The 21,661-nt window shown below is 55.2% G+C and carries 16 protein-coding genes and 1 pseudogene; 10 read left to right on the top strand and 7 right to left on the bottom strand.

The window, feature by feature from the left end; all coding sequences use genetic code 11:
- Window positions 1-140 precede the first annotated feature (140 nt).
- Window positions 141-1,040 (top strand): NAD-dependent epimerase/dehydratase family protein, encoded by a 900-nt coding sequence (locus tag ACI2KS_RS03410; protein ID WP_404617164.1) that lies wholly within the window; start codon window positions 141-143, stop codon window positions 1,038-1,040.
- A 289-nt stretch (window positions 1,041-1,329) separates the two neighbouring features.
- A complete protein-coding gene (ggt, locus tag ACI2KS_RS03405) occupies window positions 1,330-2,997 on the top strand; it encodes a gamma-glutamyltransferase (RefSeq protein ID WP_404617162.1) in 1,668 nt (555 codons plus the stop codon).
- Between the two features lie 116 nt (window positions 2,998-3,113).
- Here ggt and ACI2KS_RS03400 read toward each other — a convergent pair whose 3' ends face one another.
- Window positions 3,114-4,697, bottom strand: coding sequence for a peptide chain release factor 3 (locus ACI2KS_RS03400; RefSeq protein WP_404617160.1), 1,584 nt, complete (start codon window positions 4,695-4,697; stop codon window positions 3,114-3,116).
- A gap of 330 nt (window positions 4,698-5,027) precedes the next feature.
- Here ACI2KS_RS03400 and ACI2KS_RS03395 point away from each other — a divergent pair, with 330 nt between their 5' ends.
- Genes ACI2KS_RS03395 through ACI2KS_RS03380 form a run of 4 tightly spaced genes read left to right on the top strand, consistent with a single transcriptional unit; the run spans window position 5,028 to window position 8,575 of the window.
- The gene (locus ACI2KS_RS03395; protein WP_404617158.1) at window positions 5,028-5,741 is read left to right on the top strand and encodes an ABC transporter permease; all 714 of its coding nucleotides are present in this window, start codon (window positions 5,028-5,030) and stop codon (window positions 5,739-5,741) included.
- 49 nt (window positions 5,742-5,790) lie between these two features.
- The gene (locus tag ACI2KS_RS03390; RefSeq protein ID WP_404617156.1) at window positions 5,791-6,759 is read left to right on the top strand and encodes a glycine betaine ABC transporter substrate-binding protein; all 969 of its coding nucleotides are present in this window, start codon (window positions 5,791-5,793) and stop codon (window positions 6,757-6,759) included.
- Window positions 6,756-7,409 (top strand): ABC transporter permease, encoded by a 654-nt coding sequence (locus tag ACI2KS_RS03385; protein ID WP_404617154.1) that lies wholly within the window; start codon window positions 6,756-6,758, stop codon window positions 7,407-7,409. Before ACI2KS_RS03390 ends, ACI2KS_RS03385 begins: the two co-directional genes overlap by 4 nt.
- Window positions 7,406-8,575 carry a betaine/proline/choline family ABC transporter ATP-binding protein gene (locus ACI2KS_RS03380; RefSeq protein ID WP_404617152.1) on the top strand — a complete coding sequence of 390 codons (1,170 nt, stop codon included), beginning with the start codon at window positions 7,406-7,408 and terminating at the stop codon, window positions 8,573-8,575. Before ACI2KS_RS03385 ends, ACI2KS_RS03380 begins: the two co-directional genes overlap by 4 nt.
- Window positions 8,576-8,748: 173 nt before the next feature.
- Here ACI2KS_RS03380 and ACI2KS_RS03375 read toward each other — a convergent pair whose 3' ends face one another.
- From ACI2KS_RS03375 to ACI2KS_RS03360, 4 genes are all read right to left on the bottom strand, one after another.
- Window positions 8,749-9,987 carry an MFS transporter gene (locus ACI2KS_RS03375; protein WP_404617150.1) on the bottom strand — a complete coding sequence of 413 codons (1,239 nt, stop codon included), beginning with the start codon at window positions 9,985-9,987 and terminating at the stop codon, window positions 8,749-8,751.
- Between the two features lie 73 nt (window positions 9,988-10,060).
- The gene (locus ACI2KS_RS03370; protein WP_404617148.1) at window positions 10,061-11,269 is read right to left on the bottom strand and encodes an acetyl-CoA carboxylase biotin carboxylase subunit family protein; all 1,209 of its coding nucleotides are present in this window, start codon (window positions 11,267-11,269) and stop codon (window positions 10,061-10,063) included.
- A gap of 10 nt (window positions 11,270-11,279) precedes the next feature.
- Complete coding sequence (locus tag ACI2KS_RS03365; RefSeq protein WP_404617146.1) at window positions 11,280-12,323, bottom strand: iron-containing redox enzyme family protein; 1,044 nt, start codon at window positions 12,321-12,323, stop codon at window positions 11,280-11,282.
- 23 nt (window positions 12,324-12,346) lie between these two features.
- Complete coding sequence (locus ACI2KS_RS03360) at window positions 12,347-14,863, bottom strand: pyridoxal-phosphate dependent enzyme (protein WP_404617144.1); 2,517 nt, start codon at window positions 14,861-14,863, stop codon at window positions 12,347-12,349.
- Between the two features lie 403 nt (window positions 14,864-15,266).
- Here ACI2KS_RS03360 and ACI2KS_RS03355 point away from each other — a divergent pair.
- From ACI2KS_RS03355 to ACI2KS_RS03340, 4 genes and pseudogenes are all read left to right on the top strand, one after another.
- Window positions 15,267-15,563, top strand: a pseudogene (locus ACI2KS_RS03355) (glycine/betaine ABC transporter ATP-binding protein); the annotation flags it as partial.
- A gap of 733 nt (window positions 15,564-16,296) precedes the next feature.
- Window positions 16,297-17,460: a type III PLP-dependent enzyme gene (locus ACI2KS_RS03350; RefSeq protein ID WP_404617142.1), complete on the top strand. Its 1,164-nt coding sequence runs from the start codon at window positions 16,297-16,299 to the stop codon at window positions 17,458-17,460.
- 291 nt (window positions 17,461-17,751) lie between these two features.
- On the top strand, window positions 17,752-18,933 hold the full coding sequence (locus tag ACI2KS_RS03345; RefSeq protein ID WP_404617140.1) for an alpha-xenorhabdolysin family binary toxin subunit A: 1,182 nt from the start codon (window positions 17,752-17,754) through the stop codon (window positions 18,931-18,933).
- 56 nt (window positions 18,934-18,989) lie between these two features.
- A complete protein-coding gene (locus ACI2KS_RS03340) occupies window positions 18,990-19,985 on the top strand; it encodes an alpha-xenorhabdolysin family binary toxin subunit B (RefSeq protein ID WP_404617138.1) in 996 nt (331 codons plus the stop codon).
- A 24-nt stretch (window positions 19,986-20,009) separates the two neighbouring features.
- Here the strand turns inward: ACI2KS_RS03340 and ACI2KS_RS03335 are convergent, their stop codons facing one another.
- Window positions 20,010-20,804: a tetratricopeptide repeat protein gene (locus tag ACI2KS_RS03335; RefSeq protein ID WP_404617136.1), complete on the bottom strand. Its 795-nt coding sequence runs from the start codon at window positions 20,802-20,804 to the stop codon at window positions 20,010-20,012.
- Between the two features lie 3 nt (window positions 20,805-20,807).
- Window positions 20,808-21,488: a Fe2+-dependent dioxygenase gene (locus ACI2KS_RS03330; protein WP_404617134.1), complete on the bottom strand. Its 681-nt coding sequence runs from the start codon at window positions 21,486-21,488 to the stop codon at window positions 20,808-20,810.
- Window positions 21,489-21,661: the final 173 nt, after the last annotated feature.

Raw genomic sequence — 21,661 nt, 5'->3', positions numbered from 1 at the left:
TTGATTGGCGATCAGGGACAGGTTTCTTATCGCGACGATTCGTGATCTGCACGCAATAGTCATTTGGGCTGTCCGATCTTTTTCGCACTCAATCCCCGGCAGATACTGGCTCCATCATTCAGCTCAGCAGGAGTCATCTCATGAACATCTTCATTACCGGCGCCGCAGGTTTTATCGGTGGCTCCATCGCAACCGGTCTGGTTCAGCGCGGCCATCACGTCACAGGCCTGGTACGCAGCGCCGAGCAGGCCGAAGAAATGAAAGCCCTGGGCATCGTTCCAGTGATTGGCACGTTGGAAGACAGCGTGCTGCTGACCGAGCAGGCGCGTAGATCCGACGGCGTGATCAACGCGGCCAGCAGCGATCATCGCGGTGCCGTGGAGGCGTTGATCGAAGGCCTGAAGGGTTCGAACAAACCGTTGCTGCACACCAGTGGTTCGAGCATCGTCGGCGATGCATCGGGCGGCAAAGGTGGCGGCCAGATCTACTATGAGGGCCAGTTGCCTGCCGCAACGCCTGATAAAGCCGCGCGGGTTGCCATCGATGATCTGGTGATCGCCTCGGCCAAAGACGGTGTGCGCTCGGCGGTGATCTGCAACACGCTGATCTACGGCCTGAGCCTGGGCGTCGACCGCGACAGCGTGCAGTTGCCGCGTCTGCTCAAGCAGGCGCGCAAGAGTGGCATCGTGCGCCACGTCGGCCCTGGCCAGAACGTCTGGTCCAACGTGTTCATCGAAGACGTGGTGCAGTTGTATGCCCTGGCTTTGGAAAACAACCCTGCCGGTACCTTCTACTTCGTCGAAAGCGGTGAAGCCTCGTTCGTCGACATGACCAATGCCATGGCCGAGGCGCTGGGGCTGGGCGCATCCCAGGACTGGCCGCTCAAGGACGCCGAAGCCGAGTGGGGCTATGAAATGGCCAACTATGGCCTGGGCTCCAACAGCCGCGTGCGGGGCAAGAATGCTCGTGAACTGCTGGGCTGGGTGCCACAACGCACATCAGTCATCGACTGGATCAAGCAGGACATGCTCAAGGGTTGAGGGTGCGTCGCCCGGCGACCGGCATGCTGTTTTGCCGGGGCTGCACTGAGCCCCTGTAGCAGTCCGGCTCGCCGGCGGGGCGCCCTCACGATCGCTACCGCCAGCAAGCCGGACTGCTACAGGAACAGCGCCAGACCTTCGACTGCGGCCACCTTCGGGTGGCCGTTTGCGTTTATGGGAAGTTTCATCATTAATGAGGCCCTGGACCTTTAGTCTCGTGCGCACCCAAAACAGCTTCCATTCAGCCCGCGCATCCGAAGCTGTTGCATCAGCCCATCAAGGAAGCCCTATGCGAGTCGTGACGCTCAAGACCCTCGCCCTGTCGGTCATATTCGCCGCCAGCTCACCGGTGTACGCCATCGCTCTGGAAGGCGGCGCTGTCGCATCGCCTGACCAATACGGCGCGCAGGTCGCTGCACAGATTCTGAAAAAAGGCGGCAACGCCGTCGATGCTGCGGTCGCTACCGCGTTCACCCTGGCGGTGACCTACCCTGAGGCCGGTAACATCGGCGGCGGCGGTTTCATGACCCTGTTCATGAATGGCCGCCCGTACTTTCTCGATTACCGCGAAACCGCACCCAAGGCCGCCAGCCGCGACATGTACCTGGATGAAAAAGGCGAAGTGATTCCCGGCATGAGTCTGGTCGGCGCTCGCGCATCCGGGGTGCCGGGGACGGTGATGGGGCTTTGGGAGGCGCATCAGAAATTCGGCAGGTTGCCTTGGGCCGAGTTGCTGACCCCGGCCATCGGTTATGCGAAGAATGGCTTCAAGGTGGCTGAAAAGCAGTACATGTACGGTGAGGCGGCGATCAAGCAGCTCAACGGCAAGACCAACTTCGGCGATTACTTCGGCAACCTGAAAACCGGCGAAAACTTCACTCAGCCAGAATTGGCCAAGACCCTGGAGAGGATCGCCGACAAGGGTGCCAGCGAGTTCTATCAGGGGCAGACGGCCGACCTGCTGGTGGCGCAAATGCAGCATGACAACGGCTTGATCACCCAGCAGGACCTGGCTGATTACAAGGCCGTCTGGCGCAAGCCGCTGCACGTCAACTTCAATGGCAATACGCTTTACACCGCGCCGTTGCCGAGTTCCGGCGGGGTGGCGTTGGCGCAGTTGATCGGTATCAAGGAGCAGTTGGGTGATGACTTCAAGGGCGTGCCGCTGAACTCGGCGCGCTACATTCACCTGCTGGCAGAAATCGAAAAGCGCGTGTTCGCCGATCGGGCCAATTACCTGGGCGATCCGGACTTCTCCCAGGCGCCAGTCGCGCAATTGACCGACCACGTCTATCTGGCTCAACGGGCGCATGAGGTCAACCCGACCGCCATCTCACCGACGGAAAACATCAAGGCCGGTCTTGAGTCGCACCAGACCACGCACTTCTCCATCGTCGACGCCAAGGGTAACGCGGTCAGCAACACCTACACCCTGAACTGGGACTACGGCAGTGGAGTGGTAGTCAAGGGTGCGGGCTTTTTGATGAACGACGAGATGGACGACTTCAGCTCCAAACCGGGTGTGGCCAATGCCTTTGGCGTGGTCGGTGGCGACGCCAATGCCATCGAGCCGGGCAAGCGTATGTTGTCGTCGATGAGCCCGAGCCTGGTCACGCGCGAAGGTGCCGTGACGTTGGTGTTGGGTACGCCGGGTGGTTCGCGGATTTTCACCACCGTGTTTCAGGTGCTCAACAATCTGTATGACTTCCACATGCCGTTGAAGGACGCTGTGGCTGCGCAGCGGGTTCATCACCAGTTGTTGCCCAAAGACACGATCTACACCGAGAAATTCGCGCCGCTGTCCGCCCCGGTGGCGGATGAACTCAAAGCCATGGGCTACACGCTCAAGGACCAGGGCTGGTCGATGGGCAATATTCAGGCGATCAGGATCGAAGGAACGAAAATCGAAACCGCGTCCGACCCGCGTGGGCGGGGAGTGGGGATGGTGGTGAAGTGAGGCGTGAACACTTGTAGGAGTGAGCTTGCTCGCGATTGCGGCGATGATCGTTCCCACGCAGAGCGTGGGAACGATCATCAACAGGTTTATCGCTTGGCCATGAACTTCACTGGTCCTTAATGGTGCTCACGCGTTGCGCGGAATTTCACGTCCGGCCAGCGTTCTTCCATCAATGCCAGGTTGACCCGGGTCGGCGCCAGGTAGGTCAGGTGACCGCCGCCGTCGATCGCGAGGTTTTCCACGGCCTTGTTGGAGAATTCCTCCAATTTCTTCTTGTCGCTGCAATCGATCCAGCGCGCGGAATACACAGTGATCGGCTCGTAGGAGCATTCGACCTTGTATTCCTCTTTCAGGCGGCTGGCCACCACGTCGAACTGCAGCACACCCACGGCACCGAGGATGATGTCGTTGCTGCGCTCGGGGAAGAACACCTGGGTCGCGCCCTCTTCGGCCAGTTGCTGCAGGCCTTGGCGCAGTTGCTTGGATTTGAGCGGGTCACGCAGGCGTACGCGACGGAACAGCTCCGGGGCGAAGTGCGGGATGCCGGTGAAGCCCAAGGCTTCGCCTTCGGTAAAGGTATCGCCGATCTGGATCGTGCCGTGGTTGTGCAGGCCGATGATGTCGCCGGCGTAGGCTTCTTCCAGCTGTTCACGCTCGCTGGAGAAGAACGTCAGCGCGTCACCGATGCGCACATCCTTGCCGGTGCGCACGTGGCGCATCTTCATGCCCTTGTCGTACTTGCCCGAACAGATGCGCATGAACGCGATGCGGTCGCGGTGTTTGGGGTCCATGTTCGCCTGGATCTTGAACACGAAGCCTGCGAATTTCTCTTCCACCGGCTCCACGGTGCGCTCGTTGGCGACCCGCGCCAGTGGCTTGGGCGCCCAGTCGACAACCGCGTCGAGGACATGGTCGACACCGAAGTTGCCCAGTGCAGTACCGAAAAACACCGGCGTCAGTTGACCGTCGAGGAATTCCTGTTGATTGAACTCGTGGCAGGCGCCCTGCACCAGTTCCAACTGCTCGACGAACCGGTCGTACTCATCACCCAGGTGGGCGCGGGCCTCGTCGGAGTCCAGCTTCTCGATGATCTTGGTCTCGGTGCGCTCATGCCCGTGACCGGGGGTGTAGACGATGATGTAGTCGTCGGCCAGGTGATAGACACCCTTGAAGTCACGGTAGCAGCCAATCGGCCAGGTGATCGGCGCAGCCTTGATCTTCAGCACCGCTTCGATCTCGTCCAGCAGCTCGATCGGGTCGCGAATGTCGCGGTCCAGCTTGTTGATGAAACTGACGATCGGCGTATCGCGCAGACGGCAGACATCCATCAGGGCGATGGTGCGTGGCTCTACACCCTTACCGCCATCGAGCACCATCAGCGCCGAGTCCACCGCGGTCAGGGTGCGGTAGGTGTCTTCGGAGAAGTCTTCGTGGCCCGGGGTATCGAGCAGGTTGATCATGTGATCGCGATACGGGAACTGCATGACCGAGGTGGTAATGGAGATGCCGCGCTGCTTCTCCATCTCCATCCAGTCGGAGGTGGCATGGCGGTCGGATTTGCGCGACTTCACGGTACCGGCGATGGCAATGGCCTTGCCCATCAGCAGCAGTTTTTCGGTGATGGTCGTCTTACCCGCATCCGGGTGGGAAATGATGGCGAAAGTGCGGCGTTTCGCGACTTCGGCGGCCTGTCTGGTCATGGGAAATCGCCCGAGAGGTGATTCAAAAAAGGGCGCCGATTATAGCCCAAGTCGATGCAATAACCGAACCGTTCAGTCGATCAAGGGTGGCCAAATAGCATCCCACGTGGGAACCTTTGCGGTTGTGGAGACGTCCATCCCTGGGTAACGCCAAGTGCCAAGGGCTGCAAAATCAGCAAGTTAGCTTGACGAAGCTGCGCTCATGGCTTGTGTTTTCGCCGAGGTTCACCCTTTCCGGCGACCCACCCGCTGCTCTTCGCGAACGTTCGCAGGTTGCCTTGTAGCGACCCCCATGCGAGGCGTTCGCCGACTGAAATAAGGAGTCCGCCCGTGGCTAATCGCTATGGCAAGGGGCTATTGGGAGGTGCGATTGTCGTCGTGCTTCTGGCCCTGCTGGTCCACTGGATCGGCATCAGTACCTTCAAGCAGTATCAGGATGATCTGCTGTTCTACCTGCAAGCCCATGTGATGCTGGTGCTGGCATCGATGCTGGCGGCACTGGTGGTCGGAATCCCGACCGGCATTGTCCTGAGCCGACCGAACATGGTTGGCCGCGCCGAACGCTTCATGCAGATCTTCAACATCGGTAACACCGTTCCTCCTCTCGCGGTTCTGGCCATTGCCCTGGGCGTCCTGGGTATCGGCAGTGGGCCTGCGATCTTCGCGCTGTTCCTCGCTTCGTTGTTGCCCATCGTGCGCAACACCTACGAAGGCCTGAAAAACGTTCAGGGTTCTCTCAAGGAAGCTGCCACCGGCATCGGCATGACCCCCCGTCAGGTGCTGTGGCGCGTCGAATTGCCCAATGCGGTGCCGATCATCATCGGTGGTGTGCGGGTCGCGCTGGCCATCAACGTCGGCACTGCACCACTGGCCTTCCTGATCGGCGCCAACAGCCTGGGCAGCCTGATCTTCCCTGGCATTGCCCTGAACAATCAGCCGCAGCTTGTGCTGGGTGCTGCATGCACCGCTCTGCTGGCCCTGTTGCTCGATGGCGCCGTGACCCTGGCCAGTCGTATCTGGCTGGAACGTGGGCTGGCTCGCTAATCAAGCCTTGCTGAATCAGGCCTCGCTGAGCGCTGAGAAAGGAATTTGAATGAAAAAGTTATGCACATTATTAGTGGGCGCCGGCCTGCTGCTGTCCGGATTTGTCCAGGCGGCCGATAGCCCCGCCGAAAGACCGCTGCTGCGCATTGGCGCGCGGGTTTTCACCGAGCAGACCATGCTTGCCGAACTGACCGCCCAATACCTGCGCGACAAGGGTTACCAGGTCCAGATCACGGGCGGGCTGGGCAGTAACCTGGCGCGCAGTGCCCAGGAAACCGGGCAGCTCGACCTGTTGTGGGAATACACCGGTGTGTCGCTGGTGGCCTACAACCACGTTGACGAGAAGCTCGACAGCGAACAGACCTATCAACGGGTCAAGGCACTCGATGCGAAAAAAGGCCTGGTCTGGCTGGCCCCCTCGAAGTTCAACAACACCTACGCCCTGGCGCTGCCGGACAAGATCGCGCAGCAATACCCGCAGATCAACAACATCTCCGACCTGACAACCTTGCTCAAGGATGAGGCCAAGGAGGGTCATATCGTCGCGCTCGACACCGAGTTCGCCAACCGTTCCGACGGCCTGGTGGGCATGGTCAAGCACTACGACATGAACCTGAGCCGTGAAAACACTCGTCAGATGGACGCGGGCCTGGTCTACACCGCGCTGCATAACGGGCAAGTGTTTGCAGGGCTCGTCTACACCACCGATGGCCGCTTGAACGCTTTCAAACTCAAGGTGCTGGCCGACGACAAGCATTACTTCCCGGATTACACCGCAGCTCCCGTGATTCGTAAGGAGTACCTGGACCAGCATCCGCAATTGGCCGAGCAGCTAAAACCGCTGGCCGCACTGCTGGACGACCAGACCATGCGCACCCTGAATGCGCGGATCGACGTCGACCACGAAAACCCTAGCGTGGTGGCGGCAGATTTCCTGCGTAATCATCCGATCAACCCTTCCGCCGAAAGCGTGCCGATCAAGCAGACACCGGTGGAAAAACAGGAGGAGAAACTATGAGCTTCTGGAGCGCTTTCTCCCATCTGGACTGGAATCAGGTATTTCACCTGACCCTGCAACACATCACCCTGGTCGGCATCGCCGTGTCGCTGGCAATTCTGGCGGGCGTGCCGCTGGGCGTGTTCATGACCCGCTTCCCGGCCCTCGCAGGCCCCTTGCAGGCCAGCGCGACAGTGCTGCTGACCATCCCGTCGATCGCGCTGTTCGGCCTGTTGCTGCCGTTCTACTCCAGGTTCGGCCAGGGTCTGGGCCCGATGCCGGCAATCACCGCTGTTTTTCTCTATTCCCTGCTGCCGATCATGCGTAACACCTATCTGGCGCTGACCGGCGTCGAGCCGGGCATTCGTGAGGCCGCCAAAGGCATCGGCATGACCTTCGGCCAGCGCCTGCGCATGGTCGAGCTGCCCATCGCGGTGCCGGTGATCCTCGCCGGCGTGCGCACCGCCGTGGTCATGAACATCGGCGTCATGACCATCGCCGCGACCATCGGTGCCGGTGGTCTGGGCGTACTCATCCTCGCTTCCATCAGCCGCAGCGACATGTCGATGCTGATCGTCGGCGCCGTACTGGTCAGCATCCTGGCCATCTTCGCCGACCTGCTTCTGCAATGGCTGCAACGCTCGCTGACTCCAAAAGGACTGCTCAAATGATCGAACTTCAAAATCTATCGAAAACCTTCCAGAGCAACGGTAAGGAAGTGAAGGCCGTCGATTCGGTGAGCCTGACCGTCAACGAAGGCGAGATCTGCGTGTTCCTCGGCCCATCGGGTTGCGGCAAGAGTACGACCCTGAAAATGATCAACCGCCTGATCATGCCGACCTCCGGCAAAGTGCTGATCAACGGCGAAGACACCACGGGCCTGGATGAAGTGACCCTGCGCCGGAACATCGGTTATGTGATCCAGCAGATCGGTCTGTTCCCCAACATGACCATCGAGGAAAACATCGTGGTGGTGCCCAAGCTGCTCGGCTGGGACAAACAGAAATGTCACGACCGCGCCCGCGAGCTTATGAGCATGATCAAGCTCGAGCCCAAGCAGTACCTGCATCGCTACCCGCGTGAGCTCTCTGGTGGTCAGCAACAGCGGATCGGCGTAATCCGTGCGCTGGCAGCCGACGCTCCGCTGCTGCTGATGGACGAGCCGTTCGGCGCGGTCGACCCGATCAACCGCGAGATGATCCAGAACGAGTTCTTCGAGATGCAGCGCGCGCTGAACAAGACCGTAATCATGGTCAGCCACGACATCGACGAAGCCATCAAACTGGGCGACAAGATCGCCATCTTCCGCGCCGGCAAGCTGCTGCAGATCGACCACCCGGACACCCTGCTGGCGCACCCGGCGGATGACTTCGTCAGCAACTTCGTCGGTCAGGACAGCACCCTCAAGCGCCTGCTGTTGGTCAAGGCCGAAGACGCCGCCGACAACGCACCGTCCGTCAGCCCGGAAACCCCGGTGGCCGATGCGCTGGAAATCATGGACGAAAACGACCGCCGCTACGTTGTCGTCACCGACGCCAGCAACAAGGCCATGGGCTACGTTCGTCGTCGCGACCTGCACCGCCAGACCGGCACCTGCGAGCAATACCTGCAGGCATTCAATGCCACCGCCGCCTACGACGAACACCTGCGCATCCTGCTGTCGCGCATGTACGAATTCAACCGCGCCTGGCTGCCGGTGCTGGATAAAGAGAACGTGTTCCTGGGTGAAGTGACCCAGGAATCGATCGCTGCGTACCTGAGTTCCGGCCAATCGCGCGGGAAGAAGACCAGTATTGTTTCGCCAGCGGAGGTGGCGGAGCAGGCAGGGTCAGTGTGAGGTGAATTGCTGAGCGCATGTCATGCCTGAACTGGCGTCATCGTGAATGAATTTGCTCCCATGTCGCTAGACGGCGTGGGGTAGGCAAATAAATTCATGATGGACGCCATGTTGTTTATTCAGGGCCTCGTTGTCACCCGTCGCCGAGCGATAGTGCCCACACATATGGGCGTTTAGATAGTGCTGCCTGCCTCTGTCGGGCTCGTTTGGACACGGTCCAAGCGTTTCCATAGCAGCGGGATTGCAGAGTAATGCAACAACATCACCAGCAGGGCTACGCATGCACACGCCCACCATAGGAAAAAACCGCCATAAGATCCATATACCCAAGTTCCTATTGCCGGGCCATAAAGCGAATGGCCCAGCCAAGCGGCGCTGAATATCCCTAGATATTTCCCGCGCTCCCCGCCCTCCGACCGATTCAGAACGGCCATCGTCCACGCGGGCGTAAGCAGTAACTCCGCAGCGGTGATAAACAGTATCGTGACTACCGACCATATCAAGTGGTCGCTTATATTCAAAAACAGGAACGAGGTGCCGAGCAGGACGGTGCCCAGACGAGAGGCGTTAACCACACCATTTCTTTCGATCCAGCGGTTGACGGGCAGTTGGAAAAGAACGATAAGTACGGCGTTAACTGAAAGTAGATATCCTATCCAGTTAGGGTTTGCCGCCACGTGGTCCAGCAAAAAAAAACCGAGTGTTCCATACATTTGATCAAAAATTCCGAGCGCGCATAACTGCCCGATTATGAAAATAATAAAGGCTCTGTCTCGCCATGGTGAGGTCCCTGTTTCCTCGGACCTGATGGGGCTTTCGTCAAACGGGAGTTTTGTCGTTATTTGCTTGGATGCTTTGCTACGCGTAGTTGCACAAAAAAGGATGAGTAAACCCCCTGAGCAACAGAATATAAACTGCAAGAAAAATATAAATTTGTAATTTCCGTCTCCAACTGAACCTGCCAAGATACCTGCAACGGCCACTCCCGAATTGAATACCACCCGATATATTCCCTGAACTTTAAATTGCGAGTTTAAGGGCGCGCTCTCCATTACACCTCGTAAGTTGGCTGGTCGAAACGCACCGTCGAACACACCCCCTAGAGGTATTGCAAAATAAACAACTAGGATCGGTGGGGGGTATGACATTATAAATGCGACTACCCCACTGGCTAGAAGGCATAGCGCCGTGAACCATTGTATATCCAGTCGTTCGGAAATTATTCCCCCCGCGTAGGCGCCGACCACGCATCCAGCGCCATAACCCGCCATGCACAAGCCGATGGTCGTGAACGATAAATCGTACGCACCAAGTAGATAGAGCGGGATGAACAATTTTATTATTGCACTGGCACTGTTCAAAAAGGTTCCGCAGAGCTGAAATTTAACGATTGTCGGGATACGGCGCGTCATTTATTACTTGTCCATGGAAGAGTTACCGAATATTAGATAAGGCTGCTTACCAAACTGATACGTGCTTGGTCTGCTAGTTTCTGGGCAAGCTCAAAGCCTGGTTCGCAGTTTCTTGCGAGACGATGATTGATCCAACAACCCCTTGGTTCGATGTGGCAGGCTCGTACCAAGTATTGGGCTGTCCGAGAATTAATAATTTTTCGACGCCAGAATGAGAGGTTATCTCTTTCTCGTTTTCGATCCCAAGAAAATACCCCGGGTCGGATAGCGTCAAACGATGAATCGCGACGCCACAGTTTTTAGTCGGTGACCATTTGTAAGTTTTGCCCTGAGCAAGGTCGACCACCGCGTGCGCGGCGTTTTGTCCAGTAGAAAGCTCAATCATATGACTTCCCATCTGGTCTCCAACTAATCGTGGGTTTATCTCCAGAATCTTGACTTTTCCGTCGATGATTTTACAGTCAATATCTGCTGCGCCCACCGCAAAACCAATCTTCTTCAACAGTGGAATGATATGATCGGATAAAGTCGAAGTATCCGTATCGCTTGATGGAAAACAGGCACCGATTTTAACAAATCGGTCCCCTGAACCGCGAGATATGATTTTTTTGAACGCGCCCATTACGATGAAATCTTGGTCTAAAGGTTTTAGTATATCTAGACAGAATTCTTCTCCCCCAATGAGTTCCTCCAGAAGTATGCCATCTTCGAAACGCTGCCCGGACGCATCATCCCCCCACGCGTCCCTCTCTTGAAAATACTTTTCCAGACCATCCTTGTTCGAGATTTCTACCACGTGCAAGCTATCATTGCCGTTGATAGGTTTTGCAATGAACGGAAACCCGATGCGTTCTGCAAAAGATAACGCATCTGTGATGCTGTGGGTCAATTGAAAAAGGGGGTTTAGGTGCGGATGGTATTTTTCGATAGCTGTTCGCATTAAGTGTTTATTCCTTAATGTTGCGACAACATCCGGTGGATTAGCTGGTAATTTATAATACTTGGCCAGTACAGCCGCTTGGATAACAAAAAAATCACTAGTTGTTGTAATCGCGACTATGTTGTGATGTGCTTCTGTTGCTTCCAAGGCAGAAATCATCGCCGCGATGCTAGTAGTATCTGTCTCAATGATACGGTGACAGTGGGCTGTAACGCCGTGCGGATATCTAAGGGTATCACCGGTGAGCAGGATAACTTCAAGGTTTTGGTGCCGGGCATACGCACAAGTCATTTCGCCTGCACCTGTCCGGCTGGCTTCGACAAAAATAATTGAACCTTTCATTACATAGCCCTTATATATTCTGTTTTGCGTAGATATCCAAAATAGCATCCCAATATCGGTTGGATACCCGCTCACGCAGGAGTACGCCTTGGGCAAGCTCATGGATCGAATCAGGGCGCTCCCGAATTTCTGCCAGAATTATATTTTCAAGCCAGCTTTCCGCGTGCATGGCGTCAAGCACAGAATGCTCGGAGTGATACGCCAAGGCTTTTGAGGGAATCCCAAGGCGTTCGCCGCCTTTTGCGATTGAAGCAAAGCGAATTGGAGTTAGGGCTTCCAAATACCCAAGATAGCCCGCGCAATGATGATAATGTTTACGGAAGTGAGCGAGGTACATCATATAGTTTCCGCATGCTAACGCCTGCCACAAAATGTCGCTGCTTGCTACGCCGACAATGCCTAGCGTTTCAATAAGACGTTCGAACATAGTAAGGTGAAAATTTTGAGGGTCGTTGTTACCAAGTTCATCGTTATAGTTTGCCGAAAACTCAAGTTTTTTTTGTCCTCTTACGCCTATCTGGGTTGCGGCAATGACATCATCGAATGAAACATGTACCTCGGCTTCTATTTTTATAAAATGTCGAAACTCTTCAATGCTTGCGCTTTTTTCTATGTAATCGAACAGGGAGTGGCAAGATGTGTGGTGTTCTTGGAATTTATTATTAAACCATTTTTTAAACTCATGTTCATTTGAAGGAAGCGCTCCGCCACTTAGAGCTCTTAGGTCATAATCAAGCTGTGCTTGCATGATTTTTTGCTGGATTATAAACGCGAATGGAGATAGCTCGACAGCGTCAGGGAAAGCGTTATAGCGCCGGCGAAGTATTTCATTAGCGATGATGTGGAGTATTAATAAGCTCGATTCGGTGTTGTAAATGACAGCGTTCTCGATTTCGTCATCAATTAACTGAATCAACCGCTTTTCGGATTTTTCATTCCGACGGATTTCAGGGTCGGAACAGGTGCGCAGGACTTCATGCAATATTTCATTCGCTACCAAGGTGGGTGAGGCTTGGCTTTTTTTATTTAACCGTGAAGGCGGGAGTGGTGGCATAGTAATCTCCAATATCGATGTTTTTAATTATCAAACTTTTTCAAAAAATCATAGAGTGATAAAACTATGGTTTCTGCTAGCAGCTTCATGTTTTCTGGAAGCTCTTCGCCAACTGAAAAGCGCAAAAAGGGTGGCATGTTATCGGCCATGGCTGCTGCAGCAGATACACGTGTAACGGCAAATCCGAAGCTGACCCCTTTGGTGATCGCTACGTGCTTTACTCGGCAGCGTTGTATTAATATCGCGATAAACCCTTCAAGGCACGCTCGATTATTCAAGCCCATGGACTTCATGGACACTGAGACAACTCCACCGCCATGCTTCCAACCTAGCGATTGCCAATTACCCGGGTATGCAATTTCAATGCGTTCCTTTAAATATTGGCTGTCGCTCAGGCGGGTTACCAATGTTTCCGCATTTCTTGTCAATACGCCCATTCTACCTAGGAATGCTGCCCTTCCATATTCCGGGAATTTACTGACGGCCGTTTGATACATAACGCTACCTGTGTTCCTGCGATGGGTTGTAAGAGCTGCACTGTGCTTTTTGGAGCTAACTACGACACCTGCCATCTGCAGGTCGAGTCCGAACTGGAGGTACTTACTCCCACTCTCGTAGTAGAGGATCTCTGGGTGAGTCCGTTCTGAAAATATTTCGAAGACGTTAATTCCGCCAGATACCATTGTTCCATCGATCACTAACCACTTATCACTGTTATCCTGCGCTTTTATCAGCTGCGCGAGCTGTTGAAAGTCCACTGAGTTCATACTGCCCAAATTCGCCATAGGGTCGATGAAAATTGCAGCCGATCTAGACTCTGAAATCATTTGTGCCAGGGAAGCTACTGACCAAGAATCAGACCGACCTATTTCGATGTGACTCAGTCGTTCCAACTGCTCCAGTGCCTCAAAATAAATGTATGGACTAATGCTGACATGGCTTCCTGCTTTCAGGACATTTTTCAATAGGAAGCTTTCGATGACCGTGTACGCTGCCTGACCTGACGATGTCATTAACAGATCGCAAGTTGTAGTCTCGAATCCGAGGCTCACCAGTAGATTGGCCTCAGTTTCGCGTAAAAGCATTGAGCCATAACGGTCATAATTGAGGGCCGTGTCCGTATTTTCTTGAGGGTCGAAAAACATAGCAGTTTCACTTTGGTCATTACTCGCGCTACACCATGCTAAACAGTTGCGTAGGAAGGAATATTCTTGAATTAGTACTCTGTAATTAGATCTGAGTGAGCGCTGGTTTTCTGTTCTTAGTGTTGCGGAGTTTGCGCTTTCTAAAATAGCAATGGCGCGCTCTTTGGTATAGGATATACTTTCCACGTCGGTAGAGAGATTTTCTAGTTGCAGAAACTCGTAGTGTCTGTCAATGTCTTGGATGAACTTCTGAATTCTTTTCACCAGTCTTAGAAATGCTTCTTCCCAGAATGTTGGATTTGAGTTTGTCTCCACTGGTTTGTGAGTTGCTGTACCGACGGGCGCGCAAGCCCTCTGAGGTAATTCGCCAATGGGCTTTATGGATTGGTGGCCAAGCTTGGCTGCGTCCATCGAATTTGCTTCATGCGTCGCCACACATTTTACCAATGCGGAAACTGAAATGTTACCGCCGGTGACGATAACCAGAGTAGAACCGGAGATCTTCTTTTCATCCCGGTCGGCCATTAGAGCCGCGAGACCTATCGCCCCGGCACCTTCCGCTAAGACACCTTCATTATGTAGTAAGGCCACAATAGCGCGTTCAATGTCCTTTTCTTCAACCTCTAACATATTTTCCACAGAAGGCCAGATCGATTCGCACAATGCGAAATCTTCAGGCCCATGTTGCACTGCCAACCCATCGGCGATTGTAGGAAAAGCCGCTTTGTTCAACGCACCCGGTCCAGCACATGCTAGATTGCGGTTAAAGATTTTTGGATGTGCCGCAAGAATGTTTGTAACGTTGTGTCTTGCCCTTAGTACAGAGCTCATCCCAGCCAGTAGCCCGCCGCCGCCCAGGGGAATAATTATGTTTTCGAACTGTATGCCCGATTGGCTCAGTAACTCTATGGCTAAGCTGCCCTGGCCTTTGATTACATCTATATTGGAGAACGGCGATATAAAAGAACCATTTCGTGAGACTGCTTGAGCCCGAGCGAATGTTGTAGCTTCAAATAGGTCCTTTCCAGCAGGCCGGACATCCGCTCCTAATGCTATGATCCTGCGAGTTTTAAGCTCAGAGGCATTCGAAGGGACATACACAGTACATCTACGCTTGAGGCGCTGGGCGACATAAGCAACTGCTAGGCCATGGTTTCCCGCCGACGCTGTAAAGATCGGAGCGTCAGGAGATATTTTCCGAATCGCATTGTATGCGCCACGAATTTTAAAAGAATTGGTTATTTGGTTGCATTCCAACTTTGCCCATACCTGTCTGCCGGAAGTACTTAGCCACGGAAGATGTATTAGCGGTGTCTGTAGAGCGAATTTTCTGACAAATTCAGAATCTTGATTTATTTCGTTTGAGAGGTCTGTATATTTGTTTTCTATGGTCATCTGCTTGCAGTGCCCTTTAGTTCATCGTTTTATTATATTTGCAGCTCTTTGTCTAAGCGGCGTCCAGGTGTTTTCTGGCGACGACACTATTCAGCGTTCAGCGTGAAAATTCTATCACTCTGATGAGTTGATTTTAAATTGATTATGTCCATGTTTCAGACGTGCTTTTGGATATTCTGTTCCAATGCTTATTTCTGCTTAGGATGGTAGGTTTGTTGAGCGGCGCTGGCAATAGAGGTTTTGTGTTTTCCGAAGTGACCTACAATACCTGTACACTCTTACACTTATGTCGAGGTGGGTGTGTAAATCTATGGTTTTATTAAACTGTGCGTTTATTATTCGTCTTTTGATTTCTTACTCATGTTCATTTTGACGCGCCGATGCCGGTGGTTGCCATTGGGATGAAAACAAGGCCATGGGCTACGTCCGTCGTCGCGACCTGCACCGCCAGACCGGCACCTGCGAGCAATACCTGCAGGCATTCAATGCCACCGCCGCCTACGACGAACACCTGCGCATCCTGCTGTCGCGCATGTACGAATTCAACCGCGCCTGGCTGCCGGTGCTGGATAAAGAGAACGTGTTCCTGGGTGAAGTGACCCAGGAATCGATCGCTGCGTACCTGAGTTCCGGCCAATCGCGCGGGAAGAAGACCAGTATTGTTTCGCCAGCGGAGGTGGCGGAGCAGGCGGGTAGCTAGAGTTTTTCGATTCTGCCCGCAGGGCCTGGGAGCCGGACTTGTCGGCGATCGGCCGCGAAGCGGTAGCACAGCCAGACATTTCGGCGGTCTCTGACACCGCATGTGTCAAATGGCTGCCGCTTCGCGCCAGATCGTCGGCAAGCCGGACTCCCACGCCTTCGGCAGAAGCAGGCCGTTGCGAGCAAGCCGTATTTATTCCGGACGAAAGGCGAGGGAGCTTGACTGGTCGGCGATCTGCCGCGATGCGATAGCACATCCAGATATTCGGGGGGGGCTTTAGCACGGCGCATATGCTCAATTGCTACCGCTTCGTGCCAGAGCGCAGGCAAGGTGGAGCGCCCCCCCGGCGGCACCCATACCTTTGGAGCAGAATCAGGATGCCGCCGCCCCCGGGGAACATCCTTCTGTCACGTCGGTCGGTTAGTACAGGGTGGATGACTATCGCGAATGCCCGTCTGGCAAAAACGGGCATAAACGCGACATTTTTTGTTGATCTCCAGCCCCTCAGGTCCTAAAGTTCGCGCCGAACGTCCATGCTGGAAACGATCCATCCGGCTCAAGTACTGACGACGAGACAGCAAGGCCAAGGGAACCTGCGTTCCTGTGGCCTTTTTTGCTTTCGGCGAGCAGCCTTGGGAAGTAGGCGAACCAAAGTGGGGATACGGAGGACGTTCAAGAGGGCCTGGCTCTCACACCCATTGTTTTTTACCGTTTGCCAACAGGAGTCCCCCGCATGTCGATTCAGGTCGAAGACTATTTCGAGAAAAGCACCTTCGAGAAAATGAAGGCGTTTGCCGACAAGCAAGAAACCCCGTTCGTGGTCATCGATACCGCGATGATCAGCAAGGCCTACGACGACCTGCGCGCCGGTTTCGAATTCGCCAAGGTGTACTACGCCGTGAAGGCGAACCCTGCTGTTGAGATCATCGACTTGCTCAAGGATAAAGGCTCGAACTTCGATATTGCCTCTATCTATGAGCTGGACAAAGTGATGAATCAGGGCGTTGGCCCGGATCGCATCAGCTACGGCAACACCATCAAGAAATCCAAGGATATTCGTTACTTCTACGACAAGGGCGTGCGTCTGTACGCCACCGACTCCGAAGCCGACCTGCGCAACATCGCCAAGGCCGCACCGGGCTCGAAAGTCTATGTGCGCATCCTGACCGAAGGCTCGACCACGGCTGACTGGCCTCTGTCGCGCAAGTTCGGCTGCCAGACCGACATGGCCATGGACCTGCTGATCCTGGCCCGTGAACTGGGCTTGGTGCCTTATGGCATCTCTTTCCACGTCGGTTCGCAACAGCGCGACATCAGCGTATGGGACGCGGCCATCGCCAAGGTCAAAGTGATCTTCGAGCGTCTGAAAGAAGAAGACGGCATCGAACTCAAGCTGATCAACATGGGCGGCGGCTTCCCGGCCAACTACATCACCCGTACCAACAGCCTGGAAACCTACGCCGAAGAAATCATCCGTTTTCTCAAGGAAGACTTTGGCGATGACCTGCCGGAAATCATTCTGGAGCCGGGCCGTTCGCTGATCGCCAACGCCGGCATTCTGGTCAGCGAAGTGGTGCTGGTCGCGCGCAAGTCGCGCACTGCCGTCGAGCGTTGGGTCTACACCGACGTGGGCAAGTTCTCCGGCCTGATCGAAACCATGGACGAAGCCATCAAGTTCCCGATCTGGACCGAGAAAAAAGGCGAGGTCGAGGAAGTGGTGATCGCCGGTCCGACGTGCGACAGCGCCGACATCATGTACGAAAATTACAAGTACGGCCTGCCGCTGAACCTGGCCATTGGTGACCGTTTGTACTGGTTGTCTACAGGTGCCTATACAACTAGCTACAGCGCGGTGGAATTCAACGGCTTCCCGCCACTGAAGTCGTTCTACGTCTGAGCCTGACGCTATAACGCGAAAGCCCGCGAGTGATCGCGGGTTTTTTTACGGCTTGGTTTTGTGGGGTGGCAAGCCTTTTATCGATAGCGTCTTAACGTTATTTTAATTTCTCTGCTTTGATTTTCTCTGCTTATTTATTCCCTTCGTTGTTACGTCTTTTTCCTACGTTATGTGTCGGATCTATGCATATAGCCCAACGATAGTTGCTCTGTTAGTTTGTTGGCGTCGCTCAAGTAATCTATGCGAATAAAGAGCGACACCTCATTGTAATGACCGATAGGGAAATTGATCATGCAACAGAAAGAAACCGTAAGTGCATCTGTGTATACCCTGGACGAAATGTTAATGGCCAGTGGTAACTTCATGAAGGTTGCCAGTGGGCAGGAGACGCAGGTTGCGCGTGATCCAGGGTTGATTCTGACCACCGAAGACGTCCGACAGATTCGTGCCTATGTCAGCAGTGGGCTGGCATTGCCGACAAATCCGCAACAGGTTCGTAAGTTGCTTGGCAACTACAGCAGTGGCATCAGCGGGTTGGCGCCGGAGGACATCCGGGATCTCTACGCCATGATCCAGGCCCATTGCCAGACCTGGGCGCCACTGGAGTCGGATATCCGCAAGGTTGGTAGCGATCTGTACGTGTTCTCTGACAGCCTGCTGGAGACCGCCAGGACCATCGTCGAGTTTGTCACCGGGTTGGAGTCATACCAGAGCCTCAGGGTCGCGGACCTCACACCCGAGCAGATCGACGCCTTGCCGCCCGTGGCGCTGGCCCCGGGTGACCGGCAAAAGATCCCGGTACTGATGAGCTTTTTCGAGGAGCTGAAAACCCTCCTGCAGGAACACAGTGCCAGCACCACGAGGGTCAAGGCAGGCGTTGGCGAATTCAAGAAAACGCTGAGCAGCAGCATAGCACCGGACGTCAGCCTGAAAGTGCAGCTGTCCAACAGTGCTGACACCAGCCGCGAAGTTGCCCGGCTGAACGGCGAGCTGGCGATCCTGACCCAGCGTATCGACCAAAAGACCGCAGAGTATGGCGAGTACGTCAAATACGCGCTCATCGGTGTGTGGTGGGGCCCGATCGGCGCTGCGATAACCGGGTCGATTTACGGAATAAAAGCCGAAAACGTGCGCAAGGAAAAGAATGAGTTGATCGAATCCAAGCGGCGCATCGAAGAGCAGCTGATGAAACTTAACCATTTGCTGGGGTTGTTGCGCACGCTGGAGACCAATCTTCAAGATCTAGAGGGGCGAATCGATGGTGCAACCGTCGGGATCTCCGGGCTCGAAAGTATCTGGGTACTGCTTGAGGAATTGGTCAAGTCTTCGGAGAACCGAGTGGCTCGTCTGAAAAGCGCAACATATTTGGCCGTTGTGGTGCTGCAGTTCAATGTTGTTATTTCTAACTGGACCAATATCAAAAAGCAATCTTTAGAACTGCTGACCGCGTTCGATAACGCCATCGGTCGCTAATCATATTACTCCACTCATTATTTGAATTCGTTGCGAGAACCCACATGCCTTACATCATGGATGCTCCCCTTCAACTTCCCACCCCCGACATGGCTGCCTTTAACACCAGTCGTACTCAATTGCGGCAGCAAACGTTGGCATTGGCGAATATTCACTTGTCCCGGCTGCGCGAGAAGCTCCGCTCGTTACTCCTCGACCTCAACATCGCTGACGCTCAGGGGCTCCATGCCTTGACCATAACGCCCATCGCGTTGAATACCGATGGCTTGCCCGAACTGATCAAGACCATCATGGATCTGCGCGAGCACGCGCCGGTGGCCTCGAGTGTCGTGATCGAGGAGCTGACCCGGGAGTTGGAAGAGGATGCTCGAAACCGCATTTCCCATGTTGCCGACCACGTCGGCAGCCTTGACCACGCGCTGAGTAATTTCAGAGCAATCAACCTCGATGATGCCGATCCTGTGATCATCCAGCTGGAGGCCGAAATTGCTCCAGTCAGGGCCATGATTGAAGAAGAGGGCAAGCCACTGGCCGAATTGCAGGTGCACGAAACCGCTCTGAACAAACTGATTGCCGAGGTGGAGTCCATCAGCCTTCTGAATCGTCTGCAACCCCTGGTGGAGTCGCTGGCCAAGCTGCTTGAGGTTGACCCGAAGAATCCGCTGGTGGGTTCTATCCAGGCCGGGCTTGAGGGTCTAAAGAATCAGCTGAATCTGGGCAACGAGGCCGTCAAGTACAGCCACCTGATTTCCCTGAGAAGCAGGCTGCAACGGGATCTGGATACGCTAAAGCGCAGGCTGCGCGAACTGGGCGACGAGATCGGCGAGCAAGAACTCAGGATCGGGCAGCTGAAGGCTTATCAGGGCCTGGCCGGCCATCGCCTGGTGTACCTGCGAGAGGTCGACATCATCGTTCAGACGATCAGGGATTTTGCGCACCAGAACCAGTTCGATGCCAATGGCGATGTGGTCGAGCAGGTGGGCCGTTTCATCGAAAATGCCGCGACCATGACTGCATACCTCCACGGTTTGCGCCGACAGTGGCAGAGCTGATCTCATTACCCCCTACGCTGGGATTCAGTCGTTGACGCTTAGGGCGTTCAACTCATGAAGGTCCGAACCATCCCCTAACTCCGCCGCGCGCTGGTGATACTCAACGGCCAGTGCGCGGACTTGCGGATGAGGGGAGGACAGCAACGTCTTGCGACTGACGCGCAAAAAATTCAGATTGCCTACGCGCAAAGCGGTTCCGAGCCAGGCCAGCGCCTGATCGATCAGACCCTGATCTGCCAGCACGGCGGCATGGCTGAACTGCCCACGAAAATCCCCACCCTCGGCCGAGCGCCGGTACCAGTCATGGGCGGCGGCCAGATCGCGTTCGCAACACAGGCCTTCTTCCAGATAACGCCCAAGCAGGTTCATCGACTTGGCGTGGCCCATTTGCGCGGCCTTGCGGTAGCAGGCCAGTGCCCGGGCCTGATCCTTGTTGACGCCGCGCCCGGTGGCCAGCAGGTTGCCGTAATTGTAGAAGCCCCAATCAAGCCCGCTCTCGGCGGCCAGGCGATAGTATTCGGCGGCTTTGGCGGCATCGGGCTCACAGCCCCAGCCATGTTCATGACAACGTCCTGCCATGTTGTTGGCCATTGCGTGGCCGTTACGGGCGGCGATCTGAAACCAGACCAGGGCCAGCGCCGCGTCCTGCTCGATGCCCGTGCCGTCCAGCAGAATCTGCCCGAGCAGGGCCTGGGCGTCGAGCATGTTTGCCTGGGCGGCGATGAGGATCGCTTTCGCAGCACTGGCGGGATTGTCCTGCAGCATCGCACGCAGTTGATCGCCATCGAGCACTTCCTGACGCCGCAGATTCCAACTCATGACCTACACCTCGACCCATTGGCGCAGCAGGTTATGGTAAGTGCCGGTGAGCTGAATCAGCGAAGGATGATCAGGCACGTCACGGCTCAGCTGCTGGATGGCGCTGTCCATTTCGAACAACAGGGTGCGATGCCCGTCGTCGCGCACCAGGCTCTGGGTCCAGAAGAACGATGCGTAGCGGGCCCCCCGAGTCACGGCATTGACCTTGTGCAGGCTGGTGGCGGGGTAGAGCAGCAGGTCGCCAGCGGGCAGTTTGACCTGACGGGTACCGAAAGTGTCCTGAATCACCAGTTCGCCGCCGTCGTAATCGTCGGGATCGCTGAAGAACAGGGTGGAGGACAGGTCGGTGCGCACGCGCTCGATGCTGCCCTTGGCCTGGCGCACCGAGTTGTCGATGTGAAAGTCGAAACTGCCGCCGCCGGTGTAGCAGTTCACCAGCGGCGCAAATACCTTGTGCGGCAGCGCGGCTGACATGAACAGCGGGTTCTGCCACAAGCGTTCGAGCATGGCCGCCCCGATTTCCTTGGCCAGAGGATGACCTTCGGGCAATTGCAGGTTGTGTTTGGCTTTCGCCGACTGGTGTCCAGCGGTGATCTTCCCGTCGGCCCATTCGGTCTGCTCCAGAGCCTGGCGCACACGCAGCACTTCCTCACGGGTAAACAGGCCGGGAATGTGTAGAAGCATGGCAGTGCCACTCAGGATCGAAAGAGGAAACGAATGGTAGTGATTCTTATTGTCTGTGTAAAACCCCGCGAGCGTGCGTAGACGGATGAGGGTGAAAAAACCGTAAAGCGAAACTGTAAAGAATGTAAGTTTTCTGCGAATAGCAATCAGTCTCAACTATATTCCGCGACCTC

The organism is Pseudomonas sp. NPDC087358 (assembly GCF_044900785.1).
GTDB lineage: Bacteria > Pseudomonadota > Gammaproteobacteria > Pseudomonadales > Pseudomonadaceae > Aquipseudomonas.
Note: the sequence above shows the minus strand (reverse complement) of the source record. Positions and strands in the feature narration are given on the sequence as shown.

Bases quoted from the DNA above. Each gene is read 5' to 3' on its own strand.
- ggt (WP_404617162.1), top strand. From the start codon at position 1,330: ATGCGAGTCGTGACGCTCAAGACCCTCGCCCTGTCGGTCATATTCGCC.
- ACI2KS_RS03340 (WP_404617138.1), top strand. From the start codon at position 18,990: ATGGATGCTCCCCTTCAACTTCCCACCCCCGACATGGCTGCCTTTAAC.
- ACI2KS_RS03330 (WP_404617134.1), bottom strand. From the start codon at position 21,488: ATGCTTCTACACATTCCCGGCCTGTTTACCCGTGAGGAAGTGCTGCGT.
- ACI2KS_RS03390 (WP_404617156.1), top strand. From the start codon at position 5,791: ATGAAAAAGTTATGCACATTATTAGTGGGCGCCGGCCTGCTGCTGTCC.
- ACI2KS_RS03360 (WP_404617144.1), bottom strand. From the start codon at position 14,863: ATGACCATAGAAAACAAATATACAGACCTCTCAAACGAAATAAATCAA.
- ACI2KS_RS03335 (WP_404617136.1), bottom strand. From the start codon at position 20,804: ATGAGTTGGAATCTGCGGCGTCAGGAAGTGCTCGATGGCGATCAACTG.
- ACI2KS_RS03370 (WP_404617148.1), bottom strand. From the start codon at position 11,269: ATGAAAGGTTCAATTATTTTTGTCGAAGCCAGCCGGACAGGTGCAGGC.
- ACI2KS_RS03380 (WP_404617152.1), top strand. From the start codon at position 7,406: ATGATCGAACTTCAAAATCTATCGAAAACCTTCCAGAGCAACGGTAAG.
- ACI2KS_RS03410 (WP_404617164.1), top strand. From the start codon at position 141: ATGAACATCTTCATTACCGGCGCCGCAGGTTTTATCGGTGGCTCCATC.
- ACI2KS_RS03375 (WP_404617150.1), bottom strand. From the start codon at position 9,987: ATGACGCGCCGTATCCCGACAATCGTTAAATTTCAGCTCTGCGGAACC.
- ACI2KS_RS03345 (WP_404617140.1), top strand. From the start codon at position 17,752: ATGCAACAGAAAGAAACCGTAAGTGCATCTGTGTATACCCTGGACGAA.
- ACI2KS_RS03400 (WP_404617160.1), bottom strand. From the start codon at position 4,697: ATGACCAGACAGGCCGCCGAAGTCGCGAAACGCCGCACTTTCGCCATC.
- ACI2KS_RS03365 (WP_404617146.1), bottom strand. From the start codon at position 12,323: ATGCCACCACTCCCGCCTTCACGGTTAAATAAAAAAAGCCAAGCCTCA.
- ACI2KS_RS03350 (WP_404617142.1), top strand. From the start codon at position 16,297: ATGTCGATTCAGGTCGAAGACTATTTCGAGAAAAGCACCTTCGAGAAA.
- ACI2KS_RS03385 (WP_404617154.1), top strand. From the start codon at position 6,756: ATGAGCTTCTGGAGCGCTTTCTCCCATCTGGACTGGAATCAGGTATTT.